This window comes from Stenotrophomonas sp. NPDC077461 (assembly GCF_049545475.1).
Lineage (GTDB): Bacteria > Pseudomonadota > Gammaproteobacteria > Xanthomonadales > Xanthomonadaceae > Stenotrophomonas > Stenotrophomonas nematodicola.
The window spans coordinates 195612-221459 of sequence record NZ_JBMWDO010000004.1 but is presented as its reverse complement, the minus strand read 5'-3'; the positions used below and the strand labels follow the sequence as shown (position 1 = coordinate 221459).

22 protein-coding genes are annotated in these 25848 nt (G+C 68.4%); 13 read left to right on the top strand and 9 right to left on the bottom strand.

The features are described from left to right. The first annotated feature begins 221 nt into the window (after positions 1-221). Positions 222-2981, top strand: coding sequence for a TonB-dependent receptor (locus tag ACPEH8_RS09745; protein WP_423666596.1), 2760 nt, complete (start codon positions 222-224; stop codon positions 2979-2981). A 290-nt stretch (positions 2982-3271) separates the two neighbouring features. On the opposite strand, the gene ACPEH8_RS09740 is transcribed toward ACPEH8_RS09745, so the two are convergent. After that, positions 3272-4885, bottom strand: a complete 1614-nt coding sequence (locus tag ACPEH8_RS09740; RefSeq protein ID WP_136006106.1) for an alpha-glucosidase — start codon at positions 4883-4885, stop codon at positions 3272-3274. Positions 4886-5077: 192 nt separating this feature from the next. Between ACPEH8_RS09740 and ACPEH8_RS09735 the strand changes: the two genes are divergently transcribed. After that, positions 5078-6076: a polyprenyl synthetase family protein gene (locus ACPEH8_RS09735; RefSeq protein ID WP_136006104.1), complete on the top strand. Its 999-nt coding sequence runs from the start codon at positions 5078-5080 to the stop codon at positions 6074-6076. A gap of 57 nt (positions 6077-6133) precedes the next feature. Here the strand turns inward: ACPEH8_RS09735 and ACPEH8_RS09730 are convergent, their stop codons facing one another. The 4 genes from ACPEH8_RS09730 to ACPEH8_RS09715 form a co-directional block, all read right to left on the bottom strand. Then, entirely contained in the window at positions 6134-6928 is a 795-nt protein-coding gene (locus ACPEH8_RS09730; RefSeq protein ID WP_423666594.1) for a dienelactone hydrolase family protein, read from the bottom strand. Between the two features lie 552 nt (positions 6929-7480). After that, positions 7481-8890: a UDP-N-acetylmuramoyl-L-alanine--D-glutamate ligase gene (murD, locus tag ACPEH8_RS09725; protein ID WP_136006595.1), complete on the bottom strand. Its 1410-nt coding sequence runs from the start codon at positions 8888-8890 to the stop codon at positions 7481-7483. Next, a complete protein-coding gene (murL, locus tag ACPEH8_RS09720; protein WP_017356985.1) occupies positions 8871-10223 on the bottom strand; it encodes a UDP-N-acetyl-alpha-D-muramoyl-L-alanyl-L-glutamate epimerase in 1353 nt (450 codons plus the stop codon). The genes murD and murL overlap by 20 nt, the downstream gene beginning before the upstream one ends. 33 nt (positions 10224-10256) lie before the next feature. Continuing rightward, complete coding sequence (locus ACPEH8_RS09715) at positions 10257-12860, bottom strand: bifunctional aspartate kinase/diaminopimelate decarboxylase (protein WP_287252897.1); 2604 nt, start codon at positions 12858-12860, stop codon at positions 10257-10259. 189 nt (positions 12861-13049) lie between these two features. Between ACPEH8_RS09715 and ACPEH8_RS09710 the strand changes: the two genes are divergently transcribed. Next, the gene (locus ACPEH8_RS09710; RefSeq protein ID WP_136006591.1) at positions 13050-13925 is read left to right on the top strand and encodes a PhzF family phenazine biosynthesis protein; all 876 of its coding nucleotides are present in this window, start codon (positions 13050-13052) and stop codon (positions 13923-13925) included. Between the two features lie 16 nt (positions 13926-13941). Here ACPEH8_RS09710 and ACPEH8_RS09705 read toward each other — a convergent pair whose 3' ends face one another. Together ACPEH8_RS09705 and ACPEH8_RS09700 are read right to left on the bottom strand one after the other, a co-directional pair. Next, positions 13942-15615, bottom strand: a complete 1674-nt coding sequence (locus tag ACPEH8_RS09705; protein ID WP_423666592.1) for an amidohydrolase — start codon at positions 15613-15615, stop codon at positions 13942-13944. Positions 15616-15692: 77 nt separating this feature from the next. After that, complete coding sequence (locus ACPEH8_RS09700) at positions 15693-16127, bottom strand: OsmC family protein (RefSeq protein ID WP_136006588.1); 435 nt, start codon at positions 16125-16127, stop codon at positions 15693-15695. A 373-nt stretch (positions 16128-16500) separates the two neighbouring features. On the opposite strand from ACPEH8_RS09700, the gene ACPEH8_RS09695 reads away from it, so the two are divergent. From ACPEH8_RS09695 to ACPEH8_RS09680, 4 genes are all read left to right on the top strand, one after another. After that, positions 16501-16899, top strand: a complete 399-nt coding sequence (locus ACPEH8_RS09695; RefSeq protein ID WP_136006586.1) for an HU family DNA-binding protein — start codon at positions 16501-16503, stop codon at positions 16897-16899. 283 nt (positions 16900-17182) lie between these two features. Further along, the gene (locus ACPEH8_RS09690; RefSeq protein WP_136006584.1) at positions 17183-17491 is read left to right on the top strand and encodes a DUF3861 family protein; all 309 of its coding nucleotides are present in this window, start codon (positions 17183-17185) and stop codon (positions 17489-17491) included. Positions 17492-17537: 46 nt separating this feature from the next. After that, positions 17538-18089, top strand: coding sequence for a hypothetical protein (locus ACPEH8_RS09685; RefSeq protein WP_423666590.1), 552 nt, complete (start codon positions 17538-17540; stop codon positions 18087-18089). 99 nt (positions 18090-18188) lie between these two features. Continuing rightward, complete coding sequence (locus ACPEH8_RS09680; RefSeq protein WP_423666588.1) at positions 18189-18770, top strand: DUF1439 domain-containing protein; 582 nt, start codon at positions 18189-18191, stop codon at positions 18768-18770. A gap of 72 nt (positions 18771-18842) precedes the next feature. Here the strand turns inward: ACPEH8_RS09680 and ACPEH8_RS09675 are convergent, their stop codons facing one another. Then, on the bottom strand, positions 18843-19385 hold the full coding sequence (locus ACPEH8_RS09675) for a type 1 glutamine amidotransferase domain-containing protein (protein ID WP_423666586.1): 543 nt from the start codon (positions 19383-19385) through the stop codon (positions 18843-18845). A gap of 84 nt (positions 19386-19469) precedes the next feature. Then, the gene (locus ACPEH8_RS09670) at positions 19470-19937 is read right to left on the bottom strand and encodes an SET domain-containing protein (RefSeq protein WP_017356443.1); all 468 of its coding nucleotides are present in this window, start codon (positions 19935-19937) and stop codon (positions 19470-19472) included. A gap of 175 nt (positions 19938-20112) precedes the next feature. Here ACPEH8_RS09670 and ACPEH8_RS09665 point away from each other — a divergent pair, with 175 nt between their 5' ends. From ACPEH8_RS09665 to ACPEH8_RS09640, 6 genes are read left to right on the top strand one after another with little or no spacing between them, the layout of a single operon-like run. Continuing rightward, the gene (locus tag ACPEH8_RS09665) at positions 20113-20565 is read left to right on the top strand and encodes an SUF system Fe-S cluster assembly regulator (protein WP_423666584.1); all 453 of its coding nucleotides are present in this window, start codon (positions 20113-20115) and stop codon (positions 20563-20565) included. A gap of 16 nt (positions 20566-20581) precedes the next feature. Beyond that, positions 20582-22057: a Fe-S cluster assembly protein SufB gene (gene sufB / locus ACPEH8_RS09660; protein WP_017356441.1), complete on the top strand. Its 1476-nt coding sequence runs from the start codon at positions 20582-20584 to the stop codon at positions 22055-22057. After that, positions 22054-22461 (top strand): lysozyme inhibitor LprI family protein, encoded by a 408-nt coding sequence (locus ACPEH8_RS09655; RefSeq protein ID WP_423666582.1) that lies wholly within the window; start codon positions 22054-22056, stop codon positions 22459-22461. Before sufB ends, ACPEH8_RS09655 begins: the two co-directional genes overlap by 4 nt. Positions 22462-22507: 46 nt before the next feature. After that, the gene (gene sufC, locus ACPEH8_RS09650; RefSeq protein ID WP_017356439.1) at positions 22508-23272 is read left to right on the top strand and encodes a Fe-S cluster assembly ATPase SufC; all 765 of its coding nucleotides are present in this window, start codon (positions 22508-22510) and stop codon (positions 23270-23272) included. Beyond that, a complete protein-coding gene (sufD, locus tag ACPEH8_RS09645; RefSeq protein WP_153164523.1) occupies positions 23272-24534 on the top strand; it encodes a Fe-S cluster assembly protein SufD in 1263 nt (420 codons plus the stop codon). The genes sufC and sufD overlap by 1 nt, the downstream gene beginning before the upstream one ends. After that, positions 24531-25787 (top strand): cysteine desulfurase, encoded by a 1257-nt coding sequence (locus ACPEH8_RS09640; RefSeq protein WP_423666580.1) that lies wholly within the window; start codon positions 24531-24533, stop codon positions 25785-25787. The genes sufD and ACPEH8_RS09640 overlap by 4 nt, the downstream gene beginning before the upstream one ends. The last annotated feature ends 61 nt before the right edge of the window (positions 25788-25848 follow it).

Genomic DNA, 25848 nt, shown 5'->3' with positions numbered 1-25848 from the left:
CGCCTGACCGGGCGTGCCGGCCGCTTGCCCGGCACGCCCCTTCATGACGCATCTGTAATCGCTTACAGCCGCTGAAATTCCATTGAATACGTATGCAGGGTGATTCCCGCAGCGGATGCCCTGCCTACCATAGCCACGCAGTCAACGGCCACCGCGCCGCGACGCTCCCGGGTCCTCCGGGCAAACACAAATCGATTGGCAACATTGCCTGGGAGGGGAAAATGTTGAACCGCAAGCGCAGCGCGCTGAGTCTCGCGCTGGCCGTCGCCCTGACGCCGTTGATGGCGTCGGCGCAGACCGCCGAAACGAACACCACCACACCGAAGACCGCGACCTCGGCCACCAACCTGGACACCGTGCAGGTCACCGGCATCCGCCGCGGCATCGAGAACGCGATCGCGATCAAGCAGGACGCCACCTCGGTGGTCGAAGCGATCTCGGCCGAGGACATCGGCAAGCTGCCCGACGTGAGCATCGCCGAATCGCTTGGCCGCCTGCCCGGCCTGGCGGCCCAGCGTGTGGCCGGTCGCGCCCAGGTGATCAGCGTGCGCGGCCTGTCCCCGGACTTCGCCACCACCCTGCTCAACGGACGTGAGGTAGTCAGCACTGGCGACAACCGCAGCGTCGAGTTCGATCAGTACCCCTCGGAACTGGTCAATGGCGTGGTGGTCTACAAGACCCCCGATGCGGCGCTGGTCGGCCAGGGTCTGTCGGGCACCATCGATATGCAGACCGTGCGCCCGCTGAGCTTTGCCGACCGCGTGATCGCCATCAGCGGCCGCTACCAGAAGAGCTCGCTCGGCAAGGCCGCCAACGTGGATGCGTTCGGCAACCGCTTCAGCGCCAGCTACATCGACCAGTTCATGGACAACACCCTGGGCCTGTCGATCGGCTATGCGCACAGCGACAATCCGATCCAGGAAAACCAGGTCGGCCTGTACGAGCCGTGGACCACCGAGCATACCGACAACGGCAACCGCCCCGGCCTGGCCCCGGGCACCGCGTTCTCCGACGGCATCAAGGCGCTGCGCCGTACCGGCAACAACAAGCGTGACGGCTACATGGCCACCGTGCAGTTCCGTCCGTCCAACACCTGGACCAGCACGCTCGACGCCTTCCACACCGAAGCCGAGCAGATCGATACCGCCAACCAGTTCGAGCTCAACCTCAGCAACTACAACGGCGGCTACACCCCGGGCCTGCTGATCACCAACCCGCAGGTGAACGCCGACGGCACCTTCACCGGTGGCACTGCCACCGGCGTGTACCCGCTGGTGCGCGGTATGTACAACCAGCGCAAGGACAAGATCGACGCGTTCGGCTGGAACAACGAGTTGAACTTCGACGGCATCAAGGTGGTTGCCGACGTCAACTACTCCAAGGCCACGCGCGACGAGCTGAATCTGGAAAACAACCTGCAGCTCACCCCGATGCCGCAGCTGGATTCGGTGGGCGTGGTGGTGAACCCGAACGGCTTCTCGCAGATCCGCCCGGGCCTGGACTATTCCAACCCCGACGCGTTGTTCCTGACCAACACCATCTACGGCTCCGGCTACGGCAAGGTGCCGCAGGTGGAAGACCGGCTGAAGGGCGCGCGCCTGCAGGCCACCTTCGCCATGCCCGAGGCGCTGGACTGGTTCTCCGACCTGGACGTTGGCGTGAACTACGCCGACCGCCGCAAGGAAAAGACCCAGGCCGAAGGCAACATCCTGCTCGGCGCACAGGGTGATGCGAACATCGAACGCGACCTGCAGTACGCGCCGGTCAACCTGGGCTTTGCCGGGCTGGGCTATATTCCGGCCTGGAACGTACCGGGCGCCGTCTCGCGCTACATGACGTTCAATCCGGTCACCAATCTGGACTACCTGATTCCCAAGTCGTGGGTGGTGCAGGAGAAGACCACCACGGCGTGGCTGCGCGCCAACCTCAACACCGACATCGGCGAGGTGGGCGTGCGCGGCAACATCGGTGTGCAGATGATCCGCACCGACCAGAGCTCGCAGTCCAACTACTTCGACCGCTCGCGCCCGGCCGGCCAGGAAGTGCTGCCGATCGACGCCGGCAAGACCTACACCGACTGGCTGCCGAGCTTGAACCTGGTCTTCATGTTCCCGCACCAGCAGACGCTGCGCTTCGCCGCCGCCAAGCAGGTCGCGCGCCCGCGTGTGGACCAGATGCGCGCCGGCCTGGAGTTCGGTGTGGATACCGCCACCGGCAAGCCCGGCGGCAGCGGCGGCAACCCTCTGCTCGACCCGTGGCGCGCCAACGCGATCGACCTGTCCTACGAGAAGTACTTTGGCGAGAAGGCCTACGTGGCCGCGGCTGTCTTCTTCAAGGATCTGAAGAGCTACGTCTACACCCAGTCGGTGGATGACTACGACTTCAGCGACCTGCTGGCCAGCTATGTGATTCCGCCGGGCATGAGCGCCCCGCTGCTGACCACCGGCACCTTCTCCGCACCGCAGAACGGCCAGGGCGGCAAGCTGAAGGGCCTGGAGCTGACCGCCTCGTTCCCGCTCGAGATGCTCTCCGACAGCCTGCGCGGCTTCGGCATCCAGGCCGCTGCCACCTTCAACGACAGCGACATCAAGATCCTCGACCCGGAAAGCGCGTCCAGCGTCGGCAGCGATCCGATCAGCCTGCCGGGCCTGTCCGAACGCGTGTACAACTTCACCGCGTACTTCGAGCGCAATGGGTTCGAGGCCCGCATCAGCCAGCGGCGGCGCTCGGACTTCATCGGCGAGATCGGCAACTTCAACGGCAACCGCACCCTGCGTTACGTGGTGGGCGAGAACGTGACCGATGCGCAGGTGAGCTATACCTTCGCCGACAGCAGCAGCCTGCACGGGCTGACCCTGCTCCTGCAGGGAAGCAACCTGACCAACGAGCCGTACCGCACCTATGCCGGCACCAAGGACAAACCGCTGGAGTACGTCGAGTGGGGCCGGACGTACATGCTGGGTGTGAACTACAGGTTCTGATTCCCGCGCAGCAACGTTGACGAGAACCCGCTGCCTGGCAGCGGGTTTTCTGTTTTCGGCGAACGCGGAATCTTCGCACCCCCGCCAGACAGCGCCGAGCCCTCGGCTGTCGCACCGTAGAGCCGGGCTCTGCCCGGCTGCCGCGCCACGCGCGGGATTTTTGGCGCCGGCACGAAGGGCAGCCGAGCAGAGCCCGGCGCTACGGGGATGTCGGGGTTGTCGCTGCCTGCCGGGCCAAAAAAAGGGCGGGGCACGTGGCCCCGCCCTCTCAATACCACCGGAAAAACGTGTCAGTCCCTGCGCGCGCAATACATCGACTGTGCCGGCAATGTCAGCTCGCCCGCCGCTGCGGTTCCCACGTCCGGCCCCGGCACGTGCAGCGGCTGCCACTGGCCCGCCGGCAGCGCCACGCGCGCCGTGTCGGCCGACAGGTTGAACGCCAGCAGCAGCGTCTCGCCGGCATGGCGACGCTCGAACATCAGCACCGGCTCGGCCGTCTCCAGGAACGCGATGTCACCCACCAGCAGGGTCGGCATGGTCCGCCGCCACGCCAGGAACTGGCGGAATGCGTTGAGCACCGACTGTGGATCGTGGCTCTGCACGGCTACCGCCGCTGCCTGATGCTCGGCCGGAATCGGCAGCCACGGCGTGCCGGTGGTGAAACCGGCCAGTGGCGCGTCGATCCACGGCATCGGCGTGCGGCAGCCGTCGCGGCCCTTGAAGTTCGGCCAGAAGGTGATGCCGTACGGGTCCTGCAGGGCCTCGAACGGGACGTCGGCCTCGCCAAGCCCCAACTCTTCGCCCTGGTACAGGCAGATCGAGCCACGCAGCGAGCACAGCAGCGCCACCAGCAGGCGCGCCAGCCGCGGCTGCGCCGGATGCCCGCCCCAGCGGGTCACCGCACGCTCCACATCGTGATTGGAGATCGCCCAGCACGGCCAGCCCTCGGTCATGGTCGCTTCCAGCCGCGACACGGTGTCGCGGATGTAACCGGCGCTGAAATCCTTCACCAGCAGCTCGAAGCTGTAGCCCATGTGCAGGCGGCCAGGCGCGGTGTACTCGGCGGTGGTGGCCAGCGAATCCTCGGCGGAAATCTCGCCCAGACTCACCGTCCCCGGGTACTCGTCGAGCAGGCCGCGCAGGCGCTCGATGAAGCCCAGGTTCTCCGGCTGCGTGTTGTTGTAGTAGTGGTACTGGTAGGCGTACGGATTGTCCGCGCTGAAGCCCCGGCCCACCCGCTGCTCCAGCGGCTTGGCCGGGTTGTCGCGCAGCTGCGCGTCATGGAAGCAGAAGTTGATCGAGTCCAGGCGGAACCCGTCCACGCCGCGGTCCAGCCAGAACCGCACATAGTCCAGCGTGGCCTGCTGCACGGCCGGATTGTGGAAATCCAGGTCCGGCTGGTCGGCCAGGAAGTTGTGCAGGAAATACTGCTCCCGGCGCGGCTCCCACTGCCAGGCCACGCCGCCGAAAATCGACATCCAGTTGTTGGGCGGGGTGCCGTCCTCGCGCGGGTCGGCCCACACGTACCAGTCCGCCTTGGGGTTGGTGCGGTCCTGGCGGCTCTCGCGGAACCAGGCATGCTCGATCGAGGTGTGGCTGAACACCTGGTCGATCATCACCTTCAGGCCCAGCGCATGCGCCTTGGCCAGCAGGCGGTCGAAGTCGGCCAGGGTGCCGAACAGCGGGTCCACATCGCGGTGATCGGCGATGTCGTAGCCGAAGTCGGCCATCGGCGAGGTGAAGAACGGGGAGATCCAGATCGCGTCCACGCCCAGCGCGGCCACGTAGTCCAACCGGTCGATGATGCCGGGCAGGTCGCCCACCCCGTCGCCGTTGGCATCGAGGAAGCTGCGCGGGTAGATCTGATAGATGACGGCGCCGCGCCACCAGGGAATCTGCAACATTTGAGGGCCCCCTCCGGGCTTCCAGGGCACCCGATCCGGGGGCCAGAACATACCCGCCAAGCTTAGCGGCGGCCCTGCCGGGATGGCGCTGCATGCATACGTATTCACGCCTGCGGCCGCCCCGGGCGGTCTTCGCGGGCGGAAGACGGCCGCAACGCCTATAATTCGCTGTACGCCTGAAAGTCAGACCGCATGACCATCACCGAAGACACCCGCCCCGCGCTGGGCCTGCCCCAGATCCAGTCGCTTGCCGCGCCCGACATGGCCGCCGTCGATGCCCTGATTCGCCGCCGACTGTCTTCGGATGTCGTCCTGATCAACCAGATCGCCGACCACATCATCTCCGCCGGCGGCAAGCGCCTGCGCCCGATGCTGGTCATGCTGGCCGGCCACGCGGTCGGCCAGGCCGGGCCGGAGCACCACCAGCTGGCAGCGATCATCGAGTTCATCCACACCTCGACCCTGCTGCACGACGACGTGGTGGACGAGTCCAGCCTGCGCCGTGGTCGCAGCACCGCCAACGCCCTGTGGGGCAATGCGCCGAGCGTGCTGGTGGGCGATTTCCTGTACTCGCGCAGCTTCCAGCTGATGGTCGAGTTGGACCGCATGCCGGTCATGCGGATTCTGGCCGACACCACCAACCGCATCGCCGAGGGCGAGGTGCTGCAGCTGCTGCACGTCCACAATCCGGACACCGACGAGGCGGCCTACCTGCGCGTGATCGAGCGCAAGACCGCGGTGCTGTTCGCCGCCGGCACCCGTCTGGGCGCGCTGGCCAGCGGCGTGGACGAGGCCACCCAGCAGGCGCTGTACGACTACGGCATGCACCTGGGCTACGCCTTCCAGATTGCCGACGATGTGCTGGACTACTCGGCCAACGCCGACGAACTGGGCAAGAACCTGGGCGACGACCTCGCCGAGGGCAAGGCGACCCTGCCGCTGATCCACGCGATGGCACATTCGGATGCGACCACCCGCGAGCGCCTGCGCGAGATCGTGCAGAACGGCGATGCCGAGGCGATGCCGGAGGTACTGGCCGCCATCCACGCCACCGGCGGGCTGGACTACAGCCGCCGTCGGGCCGAGGAATATGCCGACGCCGCCGAGCGCGCGCTCGACGCCCTGGCCGACAACGATGCCGTCGCCGCCCTGCGCGGTCTGGCGCGCTACGCGGTGCAGCGCTCGCATTGAGGCAAGCTGGGCCGACCGCGGGTCGGCTGCACCGCGCATCGCGCCGGCCGGCTCCCCTCAGCGGCGCTCGAAGCGCTCCTCGAAGAACTCGTCCAGTGCCTTCCAGGCACGCCTGGCGGCGCGCGGGTTGTACAGACAGCCCGGCGGACTGTTGGCGTCGGACTCGGCAAAGCAGTGCACCGCGCCGCTGTAGTTGGTGAACGTCCAGTCGACCTTGGCCGCGTTCATTTCCTGCTCGAAGCTGGCGATGTCGTCCTTGCTGACGCCCTTGTCGTCGGCACCGTTGAGCACCAGCACCGAGGGATGCGTGCCACCGGCCTTCGCAGGCAACGGCGAACCCAGCCCGCCGTGCAGGCTGACCACGCCGGCCAACGGCGCACCGGCGCGCGCCATCTCCAGCACCGTGGTGCCGCCGAAACAGAAGCCGACCGCGCCGATCCGGGCGGCGTCCACCGGCGCCTTGCCGGCCTGCGCCTTGAGCACCTCGATCGCCTTCAGCGCGCGTGCGCGCAGCACCGGCCGGTCATTGCGGAGTTTCGTCGCGACCGGTCCGGCCTCGGCATCGGTCTTCGGGCGCCCCCCCTTGCCGTACACATCGGCGACCAGCACCACGTAGTCGTCGCCGGCCAGCTGCTTGGCCTTGCCGATCGCCGAGTCGTTCACACCCTTCCAGTTGGGCACCATCACCAGACCGGGACGCGTGTCGGATTCGCTGTCGTCGTAGACCAGCACGCCGCTGAAGGTGGTGCCGTCCAGGCTCCACTCCACCGGCTGGGTCTTCATCGCCGCCATCGCCGGCAACGCGGCCATGCCCAGCAGCATCGCCGCACCCCACTGCCATCGCCTGTTCATTCGCCTGCTCCTCGGAAGAGAATCCGACTATACGGCGCGAAGCCGCAACGTCACGTAGAGCCGGGCTCTGCCCGGCTGTCGCGCGCAGCGCGGGGGCGCGTGGCCGGATCTACGGGGGATCGCGTGCGGTGTGAGAGGTGCGTGGCCGGACCCACGTAGAGCCGGGCTCTGCCCGGCTATCGCGCGCAGCGCGGGGGGCGCGTGGCCGGATCTACGTGGGATCGCGCGCGGTGTGAGAGGTCGTGGCCGGACCGGAGAGCAGCCGGGCAGAGCCCGGCTCTACGGGGATCACGCGCGGTGTGAGAGGTGCCTGGCCGGACCCACGTAGAGCCGGGCTCTGCCCGGCTGTCGCGCGCAGCGCGGGGGCGCGTGGCCGGACCGGAGAGCAGCCGGGCAGCGCCCGGCTCTACGGGGGATCGCGTGCGGTGTGAGAGGCGCCTGGCCGGACCCACGTAGAGCCGGGCTCTGCCCGGCTATCGCGCACAGCGGGGGGTGCGTGGCCGGATCGGAGAGCAGCCGGGCAGAGCCCGGCGCTACGGGGGAGCGCTGCGCTCAGGCAATGCCGATGCCCGGGATCGCGGTGATCTGGTCGGGGTCGAATCCGGCCAGTTCGGCGAAATGCCGGCCGCGGGCGACATAGTCGCGGTATACCCCGTAGCTCGGTGCGCCGGGCGACATCAGTACCACCCCGCCCTGCGCGCCCAGTGCAGCACGCGCCAGGCGCATCGCCTCGGCCAGGTCGGTGGCCGCATGCAGGCCGAAACGCCCCTGGTCTGCCAGCGGCTGCAGCAGATCATGGATGCGCGGCCCGTTGGCCCCCATCGTCACGATCTCCACCGGCGGCACGTCATGGGCCATATGCTGCACGAAGTCGTGCCAGTCCAGACCACGATCATGCCCGCCCACCAGCAGCGCGATGCGGCGGCCGGCGAAGCATTCCAGCGCCGCCAGACTGGCATGCGGTGTGGTGCTGATGGAATCGTTGACGAACGTGACGCCCTCGCGGCTGCCCACCGTCTGCAGCCGATTGGGCAACGGCCGGAACGCCTGCACCGACGGCGCCAGCGCCACCGCGTCCAGCCCCAGCGCTTCGACGGCGGCCAGTACCGCGCACAGGTTGCCGCGGTTGTGACGCCCTGGCAACGGCGTGCTGGCGGTGTCGAACACGGCCTGCCCGCCCCGATGGACCACATCGCCGCGCATGTGCCAGCCCTGCGGCTGGTTGAACCACACCACCTCGCTGTCGGGCAGCGACAGCGCGGCCAGGTGCGGATCGGCGGCATTGAGCACCGCGATGCGCGGCGCAGCCTCGGTGACCAGCCGCAGTTTGTCCTGGATGTAACGCGCTTCGCTGCCGTGCCAGTCCAGGTGCTCGGGGAACAGGTTCAGGATGACCGCCACCTGCGGATGCACGCCGCTGCGCGCCACTTCGCCGGTCTGGTAGCTGGACAGCTCCACCGCCCAGTACCGCGGCACCGGCTCCGGATCGAGCACTTCCAGCAGCGGCAGGCCGATGTTGCCCACCAGCGCAGTCGGCGCGCCGGAGGCACGCAGCAGATGCGCCAGCAGCGAGGTCGTGGTGCTCTTGCCCTTGGTGCCGGTCACGCACACCGTGTCGCGCACGGTGCCATCGGCATCGGCGTGCTCGGCGAACCACAGCGCGGTGCCGCCGATGAACTGCGTGCCCTGTGCGGCAGCGGCCTGCGCGACCTCCCCGTACGGGCTGATCCCCGGCGATTTGATCACCAGCTCGAACGCCCCCAGCGCCTCGCCGCTGACATCCGAACGCACCTGCAGCGCGCCGTGGGTCTCCTCACGGGCAGCGGCGGCTTCGGCCTCGGGACAGAACAGCGTCAGCGGCAGCGACGGCAGCCGCTGCTGCAGCACGCGGAAGGCCGCACGGCCTTCACGGCCCCAGCCCCACAGCGCGACCCGCTTGCCCTCAAGCTGCGAAATCCGCACGCAGGCGCTCCCAGATCGCCGCCGGAATCCGGTGTTCGCCTTCCAGTACCAGCAGCGGCTCGACCTGCAGTTCGCCTGCGTCGAGGTGCGGCTGGATCTCCTGGATGAAACGCTTCACCAGCGCGTCTTCGCTCCATTCCGGGCGCGCGGCCAGGGTCGCCATCGCCGCACGCGATTCGCGGCCTTCGCCGACGCATTCGAACGGCTTGTGGTCCTGGAATTCCAGCAGCGCATCGAAGCCGCCGGCCTGGTCGGCATCGTCCAGCAGGTTGCGGCCGAAGATGTTCACCAGGCGCGGCTTGGGCATGAACGGCGCCAGCGCCAGGAACACGAAGTGGCACTTCGGGCACACCCCGCACCAGCGGTTGACCGGGCGTTCGCCGAGGATGTGGAAGTTGCGGTTGCAGCTGGAGAAGTGCGCGTCGTAGAAATCACTCTTGGCGAACTGGCGTGCCACCGCCAACTCCGACAGCGGCCGCAGCAGCGAGTAATAGTGGAGATCGGCGGCGATGTGCGTTTCCACATGCTCGCCGAACGCCTGCTCGAACGCCCAGCCCTTGGACCACTGGTGGTTGACCTCGCCGGTGCCCGGAATCTGGCTGCCATAGCTGGCCGAGCGCTCGTTGGAGAACACCACCTGGTCCACGCCCTGCAGCAGCGCGGCCAGCACCATGATCATCGAGTTCACCGCAGTGACCGGGATATGCCCGTTCCACGCGCCCTGGCGGTTCAGTTCGAACAGCTCCGGGGCCAGCGTGCGGCCGATGTTGAGGATCGGCAGGCCAGTGCGTTCGGCGCAGGCGCGGATCAGTTGCGAACCGCCGATCCAGGTCACCGTCTCGGCGATGCCCAGCGTGCGCAGGGCCTCGATGCTGACCAGCGAATCCTTGCCGCCACCGATGGCGACCAGGGCATGCTCGCGCAGGCCCAACGCGGGCGCGGCCACCGGTGCGCCCTCGACCGGCAGGCGGAACCGCCCGCGCAGGTTCAGGCCATTGCGGTAGGCGAACTCACCCAGGCCGTTGAGGTAGACCGTTTCCACCAGCGCGGCGGTGGCCGCGTCGATGGCATAGCTGTCGATGCGCACCTGGTCCGGCACGCCGGCCTTGTAGTAGCTGACGCCGGCAATCAGGTGCAGCAGCCGCAGCGCCTGCTGCACGGCCTCGGCGCGGGCACCGTCGAGCACGAACGGGGCGCCCGGAATGGTCACCGTCTCGATCAGCTCGGGGCCGTCGTCGAAGGCGTAGACCAGTTGCGCCACGCCCGTGTCCGCCGCGAAATCGCAGCGGACGAAGCGGAAAACGGCAACCTGGTGTTTATCGAAAGCAGTCATGGTGTATCCGGTTCAGAGGGCGGCAGGCGGCAATCAAGGCACGTCATCGATGACGTCCTCGCGCGGCAGCTCGCGCTGGTTGTAAGTGTTGGCCATGACGTAACCGTAGGCGCCGGCATCGGCGATCAGCATCACATCGTCCGGGGCGGTCGACACCGGCAGGCGGCGGCGCTTGCCGAACACATCGCTGGACTCGCAGATCGGGCCGACCACGTCGAAGGCGGCCTCCGCATAGCCACCGAGGCGGCTGAGGTTGTCGATGTCGTGCCAGGCGTCGTAGAGCGCCGGGCGCATCAACGTGTTCATGCCCGCATCCAGGCCCACGCGGCGAACGCCGTCCTTCTCCACCACCTGGGTGGCGCGGGCCAGCAGCACGCCGGATTCGGCCACCAGGTAGCGGCCGGGTTCGATCGCCAGGCGGAACGCCGGGTGCACCGCCTTGACCTCGGCCAGGCCAACCGCCCAGGCCTCCAGGTCGAACGGCTCGTCGTCGGCGCTGTACGGAATCGGCAGCCCGCCGCCGATGTCGATGGTTTCGATGCTGCCGATGCGGCGCGCAAAACCGGCCAGTTCATCGCACATCAGGCGCCAGTGCTGCGCGGTTTCCACGCCGCTGCCCAGGTGCGCGTGCAGGCCGACCACGCGGGTGCCCAGCGCGGTGGCCAGACGCACGAATTCGTCCACGCGCGCGATCGGCAGACCGAACTTGGACTCCTTGCCGCCGGTGCGCACCTTGGCGTGGTGGCCTTCGCCACGGCCCAGGTCCACGCGCAGCCACAGCTCGCGGTTGCTGAACAGTTCCGGCCAACGCTGCAGCGCTTCCACATTGTCCAGGGTAACGGTCACGCCGAGCGCGAAGGCGGCCTCGTACTCGGTCCGCGGTGCGAAGCTCGGGGTGAACAGCACACGCCTGGGTGACAGCGTGGGCAAGGTGTTGAAGACATGCTTAAGCTCGCCGTGCGACACGCACTCCAGACCGAAACCCTCCTGTTCGAGCAGTGCCAGGATGGCCGGGTGCGAGTTGGCCTTGATCGCGTAGTAGCGCTGGTCGATGGCCTTGATCGCGGTCAGCGCGCGCGCACGCGCACGCACGGTCGGCAGGTTGTACACGTAGCGCGGCGTGCCGGCCTGGGCCAGCGCCAGCAGGTGCTCGCGCTGCCCACGCCACCACGCGGTTTCGCGCGCGCGGACGGTGCCGGCGATCTCGCGCCAGCGCGGGCCGAACACTTCGCCCTCCTCCACCGGCATCGCGCCGCTGTCGATCAGCTCGGCGTGCAGGATCGGCAGCAGGCCATCGGCATCGGACTCATCGATCACGAAGGTCAGGTTGAGGTCGTTGGACGACTGCGAAATCATGTGCACGCGCTCGCGGCCGAACGTGGCCCACACGTCGGACAGCTTGTGCAGCAGCGAACGCATGCCGCGGCCTACCAGGGTGATCGCCGCGCACGGCACGATCACCTTGACCTTGCAGATCTGCGACAGGTCCGCCGACAGCGCGGCCAGCACGTCGGTGTTGACCAGGTTCTCGGACGGGTCAAGCGACACGGTGACGTTGGTCTCGGCCGAACCGATCAGGTCCACCGACAACCCATGCTTCTTGAACAGCCCGAACACATCGGCCAGGAAGCCGACCTGCTGCCACATGCCGATGCCTTCCATCGACACCAGCACGATGCCGTTGCGGCGGCTGATCGCCTTCACGCCCGGCACCGGTGCGGCATTGCCGTCGATGCTGGTGCCCGGCAGTTCGGGGCGCTCGGTATCCAGGATCGCCATCGGCACGCCGGCATCGCGGCAGGGCTTGATCGAGCGCGGATGCAGCACTTTGGCACCGGTGGTGGCGATTTCCTGGGCTTCGTAGTAATCCAGCCGGGTCAGCAGGCGCGCATCGGGCACGTCCTTCGGATTGGCACTGAACATGCCCGGCACGTCGGTCCAGATCTCCACGCGACTGGCACCGAGCAGCGCGCCGAAATAGGCCGCCGAGGTATCCGAGCCGCCGCGGCCAAGAATGGCGGTACCGCCGTCGGCATGCCGCGAGATGAAGCCCTGGGTGATCAGCATGCGGGTGGGCTGTGCGTGGAAGCGCGCGACCCAGGCAGCATCGGCGCGCCACTGGCAGTTCACCGACAGGCGCTGCGACCACTCGCTCTGGTTGGGCTGCGGCGGCAGGGCATCGAGCCACTCGCGCGCATCCATCCAGCCGAAATCCAGGCCGCTGGCGCGCAGGTAGGCCGCGCCCACCGTGGAGGACAGCAGTTCGCCCTGGCCCAGCACGTCGGCCTGCCAGTCCAGCGGCCGCGTCGCCGCGCGCGGATCGTCGAGCAGCCCGGCCAGCGCAGCCAGCCGCGCGTCGAGCGCGCCCGCCTCCAGCGACAGTTCGACCAGGAACTCGCGATGGCGGGCGACCAGCGCGTCCACACGGGCACGGCTGTCGGCGGCGCCATCGGCGATCGCGGTCAGCTCGTTGGTCACCCCGGACAGCGCCGAGACCACCACCAGCACGCGCGAGCCGGTTTCTTCCGCACGTTTTTTCGCCAGCTTCCCGATCGTGTCCCAGCGGTGACGACGCGACACGGAGGTGCCGCCGAACTTCAGTACGATCCAACGATCGACAAGGGGGGAAGCTGACATGGAGGTAATGGAGAAGTCGTAGTGAGGGGATTCGCCCGGCACGCCGGGCCGAACCCCCGATTCTATGCCAAGCCCGGGCCGTGCAGGGCCGGCGTGCGGCGGCCCTGACGCATTCATGCCCGGCGCGCCGCCGTCGGCCCGGCGCGGGTTGGTAAGCTGCGCACCCCTTTGCCCCTGCCCGCCGCCTCGATGACCACCCGCCGTTTCCTGCAGTTGGACGTGTTTTCCCCCTATCCCGGTGCCGGCAATCCGCTGGCCGTGGTGCTCGACGCCGAAGGCCTGGACGATGTGGCCATGCAGGCCATCGCCCGCTGGACGCGGCTGCCGGAGACCACCTTCGTGTTCGCCCCGCAGGCGCCGGGCGCCAGCTACGGCATCCGCATGTTCAGCCCGCAGAAGGAAGTGCCGTTCGCCGGCCACCCCAGCGTGGGGACCGCGCACGCCGTGCTCGAGGCCGGCCTGGCCGCGCCGGTGGACGGCGTGCTGGTCCAGGACGGTATTGCCGGCGCGCTGCCGCTGCGTGTGGAGGGCAGCGGCGCCCAGCGCACCATCGCCATCCGCACCCCGCGTGCCCAGGTGGCCGAGGTGACCGTGGCCGATGACCCGCGCCTGCAGGCCGTGCTGGCCGGCTGGGCGCTGGGTGACCTGCCGCCGGCCCGCATGGACGGCGGGCGCAGCTGGTGGGTGGTGGAACTGGCCGACGAAGCGCACCTGCGCGGCCTCACGCCGGACTGGGCCGCGATTGCGGCCCTGGCTGAATCCACCGGCAGCATGGGCGTGTTCGCCTATGCGCGCAGCCAGGAGCCGGCCTACGACCTGGCGGTGCGCGCCTTCGTCGGCAATGGCCGCCGCTTCGAGGATGCCGCCTCGGGCGCGGCCAATGCGGTGCTCGCGGCGTGGCTGGACAGCCGGGGCGCGCTGCCCCGCGACGAACCGCGCTACGTGGTCAGCCAGGGCCGCGAAGTCGGCCACGATGCGCGGCTGAGCCTGCACATCGATGCCGGGGGCGATGTCTGGTCCGGCGGCCAGGTGCAGACCGTCATCCGCGGCACCCTGGACTGGTAAGCGCAGGGGCGGCGCGTCAGCGCGCCGCCTCGTATACCGGCGTGCCGCCCACCCAGGTGGCTCGCACCTGCAGGTCGGCCAGCTGCGCCGGGGGCACCTGCAGCGGATCGCGGTCGAACACCACGAAGTCGGCCTGCAGCCCCGGCTGCAGGCGACCAACGCGATCCTCGTCGCGACCGGCGAACGCGGCATCGGCGGTGAACCCACGCAGCGCCTCGGCGGCGCTCAACCGCTCATCCGGCTGCCAGCCAGCCGACGGGTGGCCGGTGCGGTCCTGTCGCGTCACGGCGGCATACAGCCCCAGCCGCGGATCAACCTGCTCCACCGGGAAGTCCGAGCCCAGCGCCAGCGGCACGCCCGCCGCCAGCATGCGCCGCCAGGCGTACGCCCCCAGGATGCGCTGCGGCCCGACGCGATCCTGCGCCCAGCCCATGTCCGAGGTCGCGTGGGTGGGCTGCATCGAGGCGATCACCTTGCCCTGCGCGAACCGCGGAATGTCCTCCAGCGCCACCACCTGGGCATGTTCCACGCGCCAGCGGTGATCGCCGCCGCTGCGCTCGCCCAGCACGCGTGCGTAGGTGTCGAGCACGATGCGGTTGCCGCGGTCGCCGATGGCGTGTGTGGCCACCTGCAGTCCGCAGCCATCGGCCTTGCGCACGGCCGTTTCGAAATCGGCCGGCGACGTCACCAGCAGGCCGCGGTTGTGCGGATCATCGCTGTAGTCGGCCAGCAGGGCGGCGCCACGACTGCCGAGTGCGCCGTCCATGAACAGCTTCACGCCGCGCATCGCCAGGTGACCGCCGGCATGCCGGTATGGCCCCTGCGCGCACAGATCGTCCAGTGCTCCGCCATTGCCGTCGGCATACGCCTCGATGCGCAACGGCAGGCGACCGGCATCGGCGAAGCGACGCATCAGCGCCAGGTCCTCGCGCGACACGCCCATGTCGTGCACGCCGGTCAGTCCCTGGCTTGCCGCCGCAGCCAGTGCGCGCGTCAGCATCTGTTCGCGCGCCGCTGCAGTGGGCGCGGGGATCGCGGCTTGCATCAGCCCCATCGCCTCATCGACGAACACGCCGGTCGGCCGACCCGCCGCATCGCGCTCGATGCGTCCGCCCGCCGGCTGCCAGCGCCCCTGCAGCGTGCGCTGCCCCGGCACCGCCGCCAGCGCGCGCAGGGCTGCGCTGTTGCCCCAGCCGGCGTGGCCGTCCACGCGCCCCAACCAGACCGGTCGATCCGGGAACGCCGCGTCCAGATCGGCGGCACTGGGGAAGCGCGTGTCGGCCCATCGATTCTGGTCCCAGCCGTTGCCGAGCAGCCACCCGTCGGGGTGGTCGGCAGCGAAGCGCTGCAGGCGTGCCACTACCTCCGCGCCGCTGTCCGCACCGGTCAGATCGGCCTGCATCAGCGTCTGCCCCAGGTACATCAGGTGCGCATGTGCGTCGATCAGGCCCGGCACCACCGTGACATCGCCGAGGTCGGTGAGCGGTGCCAAGGGGTACAGCGTCAGGAGGGCCTGGCGGTCGCCTACCGCCAGCACCCGCCCATCTGCCGTGTCCCAGGCCAGTGCGGTCGCCACCGGCGCATCCGCGGCGCCGGTATGGATGGTGGCGGCCGTGACCAGACGGACATCGGCCTGCGCCTGGGCGGCGCAGAAACACGACAGCAGGACAGCCAGAAGGCAATGGCGCACGCGAAGCTCCCGCAGAACGAAACAGGGGCGACTATGCCGCCCCTGCCGGGATCACTCAATCCGCGCTGCGGCATGCGTCAGCCGGCGAGCTCGGCCTCCAGCGAGATCGGCACCGCGCTGAGCGCCTTGGACACCGGACAGTTCTGCTTGGCATCGTCGGCGATGGCGCGGAACTGCGCCGCATCGATCTTCGGCACCACCGCCTTGACCTTCAACGTGATCTGCGACAACTGCGGGCCGCCTTCCATCGACAGATCGACCTTGGCCTCGGTATCCAGCGAGGTTGGCACGAAGCCGGCCTCGGTCAGCTTGGCCGACAGCGCCATCGTGAAGCAGCCGGCATGCGCGGCGGCGATCAGCTCTTCGGGATTGGTGCCCTTCTCGTCGCCGAAGCGGCTGCTGAAGGCGTAGCGGGTACGGTCCATGAGCCCGCTCTGCGGGGTGCTCAATTGTCCCTTGCCTGTCTTGAGGTCACCTTCCCAGTGCGCGGTAGCGTGTCGCGAAATGCCCATCGTGAGTCTCCTTCGGGATGAATGGCAGGCCCAGCCTAGACCGGCGGGCGTTAGCGTGGCGTCGGGTCGGAGGTGGCGCGGCCCCCGGCGTGCCGCGGCGGGTCGCACGCGCCACGTTTTCCGCACACGGAGGCTGTTTTCAAGGCATTTTCCGCAGGTACGCAGTGCGCCAACCGCCAGCATCGGCAAGCCGGGGGTACGCACAGCCCCGTGTTTTCAGGGCATGTGCTGATGCACTGCGGTAACCGGAACGGCGAAAAACGCGATTTTTATGCGTCTGCCTATTGGCGGCGCACCCGTGTTGCCCTACATTTCGCTTGCCGACGGGGTTCGGCGCGACCACACCACCAACCGTTCACGAGAACAGGACACCATGGCAAAGACCGCTAAAAAGGCTGCCCCGAAGAAGGCAGTGAAGAAAGTCGCTACGAAGGCAGCCGCGAAGCCGGCCGCTCCCAAGCCGATCAAGGAAGTGCTGAGCAAGTCTGGTCTGGTTGCACACATCGTTGAAGCGTCCGGCGTTGTCGCCAAGGACGTGCGCGCTGTGCTGGCCTCGCTGGAAGGTGCCGTGGCCGCCTCGGTCCACAAGAAGGGCGCAGGCAGCTTCACCCTGCCGGGCCTGCTGAAGATCACCACCGTCAACGTGCCGGCCAAGCCGAAGCGCAAGGGCATCAACCCGTTCACCAAGGAAGAGCAGTGGTTCGCCGCCAAGCCGGCCTCCACCAAGCTGAAGGTGCGTCCGCTCAAGAAGCTCAAGGACGCTGCGCTGTAATCAGCGCGCTTCCTGCAGCACCCGGACGGGACGGCCACGGTCGTCCCGTCTTTTTTTGGCTGGTCTGCCGATCGCAGCGCCCTTGCCCACGCCTCCCGCGCAACACAGCGTTGCCGCAGCGTCCGGCCATGCCTGCAATGCGCGCAAACCCTGCGCCGGCCCCACTGTGCGGCACACCGCCTGCGGCTGGAACGCACAAGGTGGAACACTGCGTGCGACCGTCCCTGTCGCCGATCCCGGGCGTGCGGCCTATGGTGGGCCTGTCCCCACTGTGCAGGCCGCCATGTCCACCTCCTCCCAGCGTTACCGCATTACCGTCACCCCGATCGAGAAGGACGGGTTGCAGTGCAGCGGGCGCTGCACCATCGAACTGGAGCACCGGGCGCAGCGCGACTGGATGCGCCTGCTGGAAGTGGCCAGGCGCCATACCGGGCTCAGCGGCGATGAGCGCGCCGCCGCCATCGTCGCCACCCAGCTGCTGCGCGATCTGGCCCAGCGCCACGCCGCCGAGCCGACGCACGCACTGACTGTGCTGCAGCCCCAGCTGGACGAGGTGCTCGGCGCGCTGGACGCCATCCAGGGCGCGCCCTGATCGACCGCGCCGGCTACACTCGCCCCATTCCAGGGGAGGGGTGCCGATGCGTTCTGCCAGTGTCCTGCTGCCGCTGCTGCTGATCGCCGGCTGCTCGTGCCAGCGTCAGGGCGATGGGGTCGAGGCGGCCGCCGCTGCGTCGGCCACGCCGTCGCCGCGCACCACCGCCGTCACCGTCCCTGCGGATGCCGATGCCGCTGCCGCGGCTGCCGGCACAGTGCCGGCGACGCCGCCGCCCGGTGCGGTGGCAGCGGGCGCAGCCGATGAAGGGGCCACCGTGCGCAACTACATCGGTGTGCTGCTGCGCGGGGATCGCGCTGCCGCTGCGGCGTACTGGGATGGCGGCACCACCCGCCTGCAGCCCGACGACGCCCCGCTGCACCGTCTCACCGACGTGGTGTCGCTGCGGGTGGATACCGACACGCCGATCGCGCGCGACACCGCCCGTCCCTCGCGCCTGCGCGAGGTGCCGATCCGCCTCCGCATCCTGACCCGGCAGGGCACGCTGCACTACCACGGCTGGTACCGCCTGCAGCCACGCGCCGATGGCAGCGGCTGGGAACTCAGCGGCGCGTCGCTGCAGCCGAGCCTGGACTGACCGAGCGGCACCGGCGCGCACGTGTCAAAGCTGGATTCAGGCAATGGCGCTATCGTTGGCCACTCATTCCCCACGGCCGCCGCCATGAACGTTCGCCCGATGTTGTCCCGCCTCGCCGCCTGCACCGTTCTTCTGGCCGCCGCCATCGGCGCGCAGGCCGCGCCCACCGTGTCCGGCCGCCAGCTGTCGGTTGGCGCGGCCGACGTGCAGCAGTATCTGGATGGCAGTTTCCCGCGGACCCAGGACGCCCTCGGCGGCCTGATCGCGATGACCATGAGCCATCCGCAGCTCGCGCTGCCGCAGGGCAACCGCCTGGATCTCGGTTTCGATGTCGCGCTGGGTACCGCCGGCAGCGCGCCGGCACCGCTGGGCAAGGTCAAGCTCAGCAGCGGTCTGCGCTACGACGCGCAGACCCAGGGCTTCCACCTTGAACAACCCACCGTGGACGACTTCACCCCGGCCAACAACGGCGGCAAGCTGGACTCGCGCACGCGCGGCCTGCTCAACGCTAGGCTGACCGACTATGCGCGCCGCGAACCGATCTACAGGATCGACCCCAGCGTGGCCGCGGTGCTCGGTGCATTGCAGGTGCAGTCGGCGCAGGTCGAGAACGGCAAGCTGGTGGTCACCTTCAACCAGGACCTGGGCAAGCTGATCCCGGCCGGCGTACTGGGCCGCTGACCGCAGCGGCGGCACCGGCAACCACCGCCGGACCCGGGGATGGCACCGACTGCGGGTCGGTGCCCTGCCCGTCTACGCCGCCAGTGCCTTGGCCACTGCGTCGGCAAACGCCGGAATGTCGCCCGGCTTGCGGCTGGTGATCACATGCCCGTCCACCACCACCTCGGCGTCGGTCCATTCGGCGCCGGCATTGCCCAGATCGGTTTTCAGCGACGGCCACGAGGTCAGGCGGTGGCCGCTGGCCAGGCCGGATTCGATCAGCAGCCACGGGCCGTGGCAGATCGCCGCCACCGGCTTGCCGGCTGCGCCGAACGCCTTGATGAACGCCACCGCCTGCGCATCGATGCGCAGCTTGTCCGGATTGATCACTCCGCCAGGCAGCACCAATGCATCGTAGTCGTCCGCCGTGGCGCCCTGCAGCGGCTGGTCCACGGCCACACTGTCGCCCCAGTTCTTGTCTTTCCAGCCGCGGATCCCCGCGCCGTCACCTGGCGCCACCACCTTCACCGTGGCGCCCCAGGATTCGAGAAGGCGTTTGGGTTCAAGCAGTTCGGACTGCTCGAACCCGTCGGTGGCCAGGATCGCGACGTGCTTGCCGTTGAGTGCGTGTGCCATGCAGGGCTCCGTGGATGAGGGAGCCTGCAGTGTGCCGGCACGGCCATTGGGCCCCGGTGACCGCGATGTGCACGCAGCGTAGGCTTACCGCTTGGGCTGCAGCATGGTCCCGGTGCACTTCTTCGACCCACAGCGGCATTCCCAGATCTTCTTCAGGCGCGCGGTGTGCCGCTCGGCCAGGACAATGCCGTAGTTGTAGGTCAGCTCGTCGCCCGGCTGGATATCCTTGATCGCCTCAATGAACACCTTGTCCTCGCGACGGTTGTCGCCCTCGGCCTCTTCGATCACCGCCTCGCAGTTCGGGTCGCAGCTGTGGTTGAGCCAGCGCGCATCGTTACCTTTGTAGTTGGCATCGATGACGTAGTCGTCATTGAGAGTGAACAGGAAGGTGTGGCCACTCTCGACGTCACCGGTGTCGTCCGCGTCGACATCGGCGTGGCTGCGCAGCAGCCCCTTGTACTGGATCACGCGCTCACCCTTGCTGATCGGCGCCAGCGCGAACACGCCATTGCCATGAATGGTGGACTTGCGCGCTTGGATCTTCTTGGGCATCTGGCTGGCCGTTGCGATGGGAAGGGCCGATTCTCCCTTAATCTTTGTGATTGCCAAAGCTACACTGTGTCCCGGCCCTGCCGCGGCCCCGCTGTCAGCGTCCTGAACGGGGTGGGTTGGATGCCCGGGGATAAAAGCGTACAATTTCAGTCCGCTTTATGGCTCTGCCTTCCCCATGCTCCGCGTCACCAAGCTCACCGATTACGCCACCGTCGTACTGACCGTACTCGCTGCCCGTCCGGGCGAGGTACTCAGCGCGACCGAACTGGCCGACTTCGCCAGCCTCGAACCGCCGACCGTCAGCAAGCTGCTCAAGCCGCTCGCCCAGGCCGGTCTGGTGGAAGGCCTGCGCGGCGTGCGTGGCGGTTACCGCCTCACCCGGCCCGCCGAGCGGATCTCGCTGTTCGAGATCGTCGAGGCGATGGAGGGGCCGCTGGCCCTGACCGAATGCAGCCACGACCACAGCCAGTGCGGCCGCGAGCTGCAGTGTGGTGCGCGCAGCAGCTGGCGCCTGATCAACGACGTGGTGGCCGAAGCCCTGCGCGCGGTCAGTCTGGCGCAGATCCTGCCCCCTCTCCCCCTTGTTGACGCCCACCGCCGCGCCATCGCGGCGGACGTCGTCTCCTGATCCACAGGCAGCCCCCATGGCCACCGATACCCTCGATACCGTCGCCGCCGGCGATACCCCCAACCGCGAGATCCACGAGCAGCTCGGCCGCAAGTACGCGGCGGGCTTCATCACGGAGATCGAATCGGACTCGCTGCCGCCAGGCCTGGACGAGGACACCATCCGTGCCCTGTCGGCCAAGAAGGACGAGCCGGAATGGATGACGCAGTGGCGCCTGGACGCCTACCGCCACTTCCTGACCATGCCGATGCCGGACTGGGCCAAGCTGCAGATCGCGGCGATCGACCTGCAGGCGCTGAGCTACTACTCCGCGCCGAAGGGCCCCAAGTACGCCTCGCTGGATGACGTGCCCAAGGAACTGCTGGATACCTACGACAAGCTGGGCGTGCCCCTGCACGAGCGCGCCAAGCTGGCCGGCGTCGCCGTGGACGCGGTGTTCGACTCGGTCTCGGTCGGCACCACCTTCCGCAAGGAGCTGGCCGAGAAGGGCGTGATCTTCTGCTCGATGTCCGAAGCCATCAAGGAGCACCCGGAACTGGTCAGGCAGTACCTGGGCAGCGTGGTGCCGGTGGGCGACAACTACTTCGCCGCGCTGAACTCGGCGGTGTTCTCCGACGGCAGCTTCGTGTTCATCCCCAAGGGCGTGCGCTGCCCGATGGAGCTGAGCACCTATTTCCGCATCAACGCCGGCCACACCGGCCAGTTCGAGCGCACCCTGATCATCTGCGAGGACAAGGCATACGTGTCCTACCTGGAAGGCTGCACCGCGCCGATGCGCGATGAGAACCAGCTGCACGCCGCGGTCGTCGAGCTGGTGGCGCTGGAAGACGCCGAGATCAAGTATTCCACGGTGCAGAACTGGTACCCGGGCGACGAGAACGGCGTGGGCGGCATCTACAACTTCGTCACCAAGCGTGCCGAATGCCGTGGCGCACGCAGCAAGGTCACCTGGACCCAGGTCGAAACCGGTTCGGCGATCACCTGGAAGTACCCGTCCTGCGTGCTGCTCGGCGACGACTCGGTGGGCGAGTTCCACTCGGTGGCGCTGACCCATCACCGCCAGCAGGCCGATACCGGCACCAAGATGATCCACATCGGCAAGCGCACCAAGAGCAAGATCGTCAGCAAGGGCATCAGCGCCGGCCGCGGCCAGAACACCTACCGGGGCCTGGTCAAGGTGGACCGCAATGCCGACGGCGCGCGCAACTACACCCAGTGCGACTCGCTGCTGATCGGCAAGAAGTGCGGTGCACACACCTTCCCGTACATCGAGGTCAAGAACCCGAGCGCGACGGTGGAGCACGAGGCGACCACCTCCAAGATTTCCGACGACCAGCTGTTCTATTGCCGCGCGCGCGGCATCGACCAGGAGAACGCGGTGTCGATGATCGTCGACGGCTTCTGCAAGCAGGTCTTCCGCGAGCTGCCGATGGAATTCGCGGTGGAAGCCAAGAAGCTGCTGGAAGTCAGCCTGGAAGGCTCGGTCGGATGAAGACCCTCCTCGCTCTCGTCCTGCTGCTGGGTGCCACGTGTCCGGCGTTCGCGCAGCGCGCCGACTGCAACCCGGGCGGCAACCAGATGGAACTCAATGCCTGCGCCGCGCAGGAACTGCAGCGGGCCGACGCCGCGCTCAACGCCGTGTATCGCCAGGTGCTGGCCAAACACGCCGGTGAAGCGGTCGCGCTGGAGAAGATCAAAGCCGCCCAGCGGTTGTGGATCCAACTGCGCGACGCCGACCTGGAGGCGCGTTATCCGGTAGGCAAGGACGAGAACCCGCGCGTCCTGTACGGCTCGATGTACCCGATGCTGTATGCCGGCTACAAGGCCGCGCTGACCGAAATCCGCACCACCTACCTGCGCAACGAATTCCTGGAGCGCAGCGAATACGACCTCTGAGTCGCGCTGCACGCCCAAATCCCTATCTGACAAGACGACTATTGCAATGTTGAAGATCGACAACCTGCACGCCCGCATCGGCGACAAGGAAATCCTCAAGGGCCTGTCGCTGGACGTGAAGCCCGGCCAGGTGCACGCCATCATGGGCCCCAACGGCGCCGGCAAGTCCACCCTGGGCAACGTCCTGGCCGGCCGCGACGGCTATGAGGTCAGCGAAGGCAGCGTCCAGTTCGAGGGCGCCGACCTGCTCGAGCTGGCCCCCGAAGAACGGGCTGCCGCCGGCCTGTTCCTGGCCTTCCAGTACCCGGTGGAAATCCCCGGGGTGAACAACACCTACTTCCTGCGTGCCGCACTCAACGCGCAGCGCAAGGCACGTGGCCAGGAAGAACTGGATTCCATGCAGTTCCTCAAGCTGGTGCGGCAGAAGCTGGCCGTGCTGCACCTGAAGGACGAACTGCTGCACCGTGGCGTCAATGAAGGCTTCTCCGGTGGCGAGAAGAAACGCAACGAGATCTTCCAGCTGGCGGTGCTCGAGCCGAAGCTGGCCATCCTGGACGAAACCGACTCCGGCCTGGACATCGACGCGCTCAAGAGCGTGGCCGACGGCGTCAACGCACTGCGCTCGCCGGACCGCTCGTTCCTGGTCATCACCCACTACCAGCGCCTGCTGGACTACATCAAGCCGGACGTGGTGCACGTGCTGGCCGACGGGAAGATCGTGCAGAGCGGCGGCCCGGAACTGGCGCTGGAACTGGAAGCCCACGGCTACCACTTCCTGAAGGACCGCGTGGTGCCGGAGGCAGCGGTCTGATGAGCGCACTGCTCGATTCCCTCGCCAGTGGCTTCTGCGGCAGCGACGCCCGTCGCGCCGAGCTGGATGCCGCGCTGCAGGCCGGCCTGCCGGGTCCGCGCACCGAAGCCTGGAAGTACACCTCGCTGCGCCAGCTGGAACGCCGCAGCTTCCGCCCGGCGCCGCTGGCCGCCGCCGAGGTCGACCCCGCGCTGCTGGCCGACGTGCCGTCGCCGCGCCTGGTGTTCGTCAATGGCCGCCCCTCCGCGGCGCTGAGCGAGCTGGGCGACCTGCCGGCCGGCGTGCAGCTGCAGACCCTGTCCGCGGCCCTGGCCGGCGGCGAAGACGCGCTGCGCTTCCTCGGCCGCCGTTTCGAGCGCAGCGACGAGATCTTCGCCCGCCTCAACGCCGCCCTCGCCGATGAAGGCGTGCTGGTGCGAGTGGACGACAAGGCGCAGATCGACCTGCCGCTGCAGCTGGTGTTCGTCAGCGTGGCCGGCAGCGCCGACCTGGCCTGGCACCACCGCCACCTGATCGAACTGCGCGCCGGCGCCTCGCTCGGCGTGATCGAGCACCACCTGCATGTGGGCGATGTCGCCCACCTGGGCAACACGCTGGTGCATGTGCACCTGGCGCAGGACAGTGTGCTGGCCCACGCCCGCGTGCAGGCCGATGGCGTGCGCGCCACCGCGCTGCTGCGCACCGACGCCGTGCTGGCCCGCAACGCCCAATACCGCCGCATCGACCTGGAGCTGGGCGCGGCACTGAGCCGCCACGAGCTCAACGTGCGCCTGGAAGGCGACAACGCCCAGCTGACCGCCAACGGCGTGCTGCTCGGCAATGGCCGCCGCCATGTCGATACCCGCCTGGGCATCGACCACATCGCACGTGATACCGCCTCGGAAATGCTGTGGCGCGGCGTGGCCGCCAACCGCAGCCGCGTGGTCTTCCACGGCGGCATCCACATCCGCGAAGGCGCCGATGGCACCGACGCCAACCTGTCCAACAAGAACCTGCTGCTCTCGGCCGATGCCGAGATCGATACCCAGCCCACGCTGGTGATCGACGCCGACGAGGTGAAGGCCGCGCACGGTGCCACCGTGGGCCAGCTCGACGCCAATGCGCTGTTCTACCTGCGCTCGCGCGGCCTGCCCGCCGACCAGGCGCAGCAACTGCTCAGCGCGGCGTTCTGCCACGAACCGCTCAAGGTGCTCGACGCGCGCCTGACCGGGCAGCTCGCCCGCCACCTCGACCGCGCCCTGGCACAGGCGGGCGTGGCATGAACCTGTCCACGCCGCGCCCGGTCGTGCCCACCGGCAGCGCCCCCGACTGGGCGCGCGTGCGCCTGGACTTCCCGCTGCTGATGCGCGAAGTGCACGGCAAGCCGCTGGTGTACTTCGACAACGCCAACACCGGCCAGAAGCCGGTGCAGGTGATCGGCGCGGTGGACGAGTTCTACCGCCGCTACAACGCCAACGTCAGCCGTGCCGTGCACGCGCTGGGTACCGAAGCCACCGATGCCTACGAGGGCGCGCGTGCGAAGCTGGCACGCTTCCTCAACGCGCGCGCCAGCGAGCTGGTGCTGTGCAGCGGCACCACCTTCGCGCTCAACCTGGTGGCCTACTCGTGGGCGCTGCCGCGCCTGAAGGCCGGCGACGTCATCCTGGTCTCGCGCATGGAGCACCACGCCAACATCGTGCCGTGGCAGCTGGTCGCCCAGCGCACCGGCGCGACCATCCGCGTTGCCGAGATCACCCCGGAAGGCGCGCTCGACCTGGACGCCCTGCGCAAGGCCATGACCCCCGAGGTCAAGCTGCTTGCTGTCACCCACGTCTCCAACGTGCTGGGCACGGTAAATCCGGTCCGCGAGATCTGCCGGGAAGCGCGCAAGCGCGGCATCGTCACCGTGGTGGACGGCTCGCAGGCCGTGCCGCACCGCAAGGTCGACATCGCCGCGATCGGCTGCGACTTCTACGCCATCACCGGCCACAAGATGTGCGGCCCCACCGGCACCGGCGCCCTGTGGGCCCGACGCGAGCACCTCGATGCCATGCCCCCGTTCCTGGGTGGCGGCGAGATGATCAAGGAAGTCAGCTTCGAGGGCACCGTGTTCAACGACGCCCCGCACAAGTTCGAGGCCGGCACCCCCAACATCGCCGGCTTCATCGGCCTGGGTGTGGCGGTGGACTACCTGGAAACGCTCGGCCTGGAGCACGTGGAAGCGCGCGAGGCCGACCTGCTGGCGCACTTCACTGAAGAGCTGAACAAGATCGACGGCCTGCGCATTTTCGGCACCACGCCGGACAAGGCAGCGGTGGTGTCCTTCCTGATCGACGGCGCCCATTCGCACGATCTGGCCACCCTGCTCGACCTGGAAGGGGTCGCTGTGCGCTCCGGCCAGCACTGCGCGCACCCGCTGCTGCAGTACTACGGCGTGGCGGCCACGTGCCGTGCTTCGCTCGCGTTCTACAACACGCATGATGAAATCGAGCGCTTCATTGCGGCGTTGAACAAGGTGCGCAAGTTGCTGGGGTGATGCGTCGGTGAGTACTGGGCGCCAGAGAAAACGCTGCGGGAGATCGCGGCGTTTTTTTTGC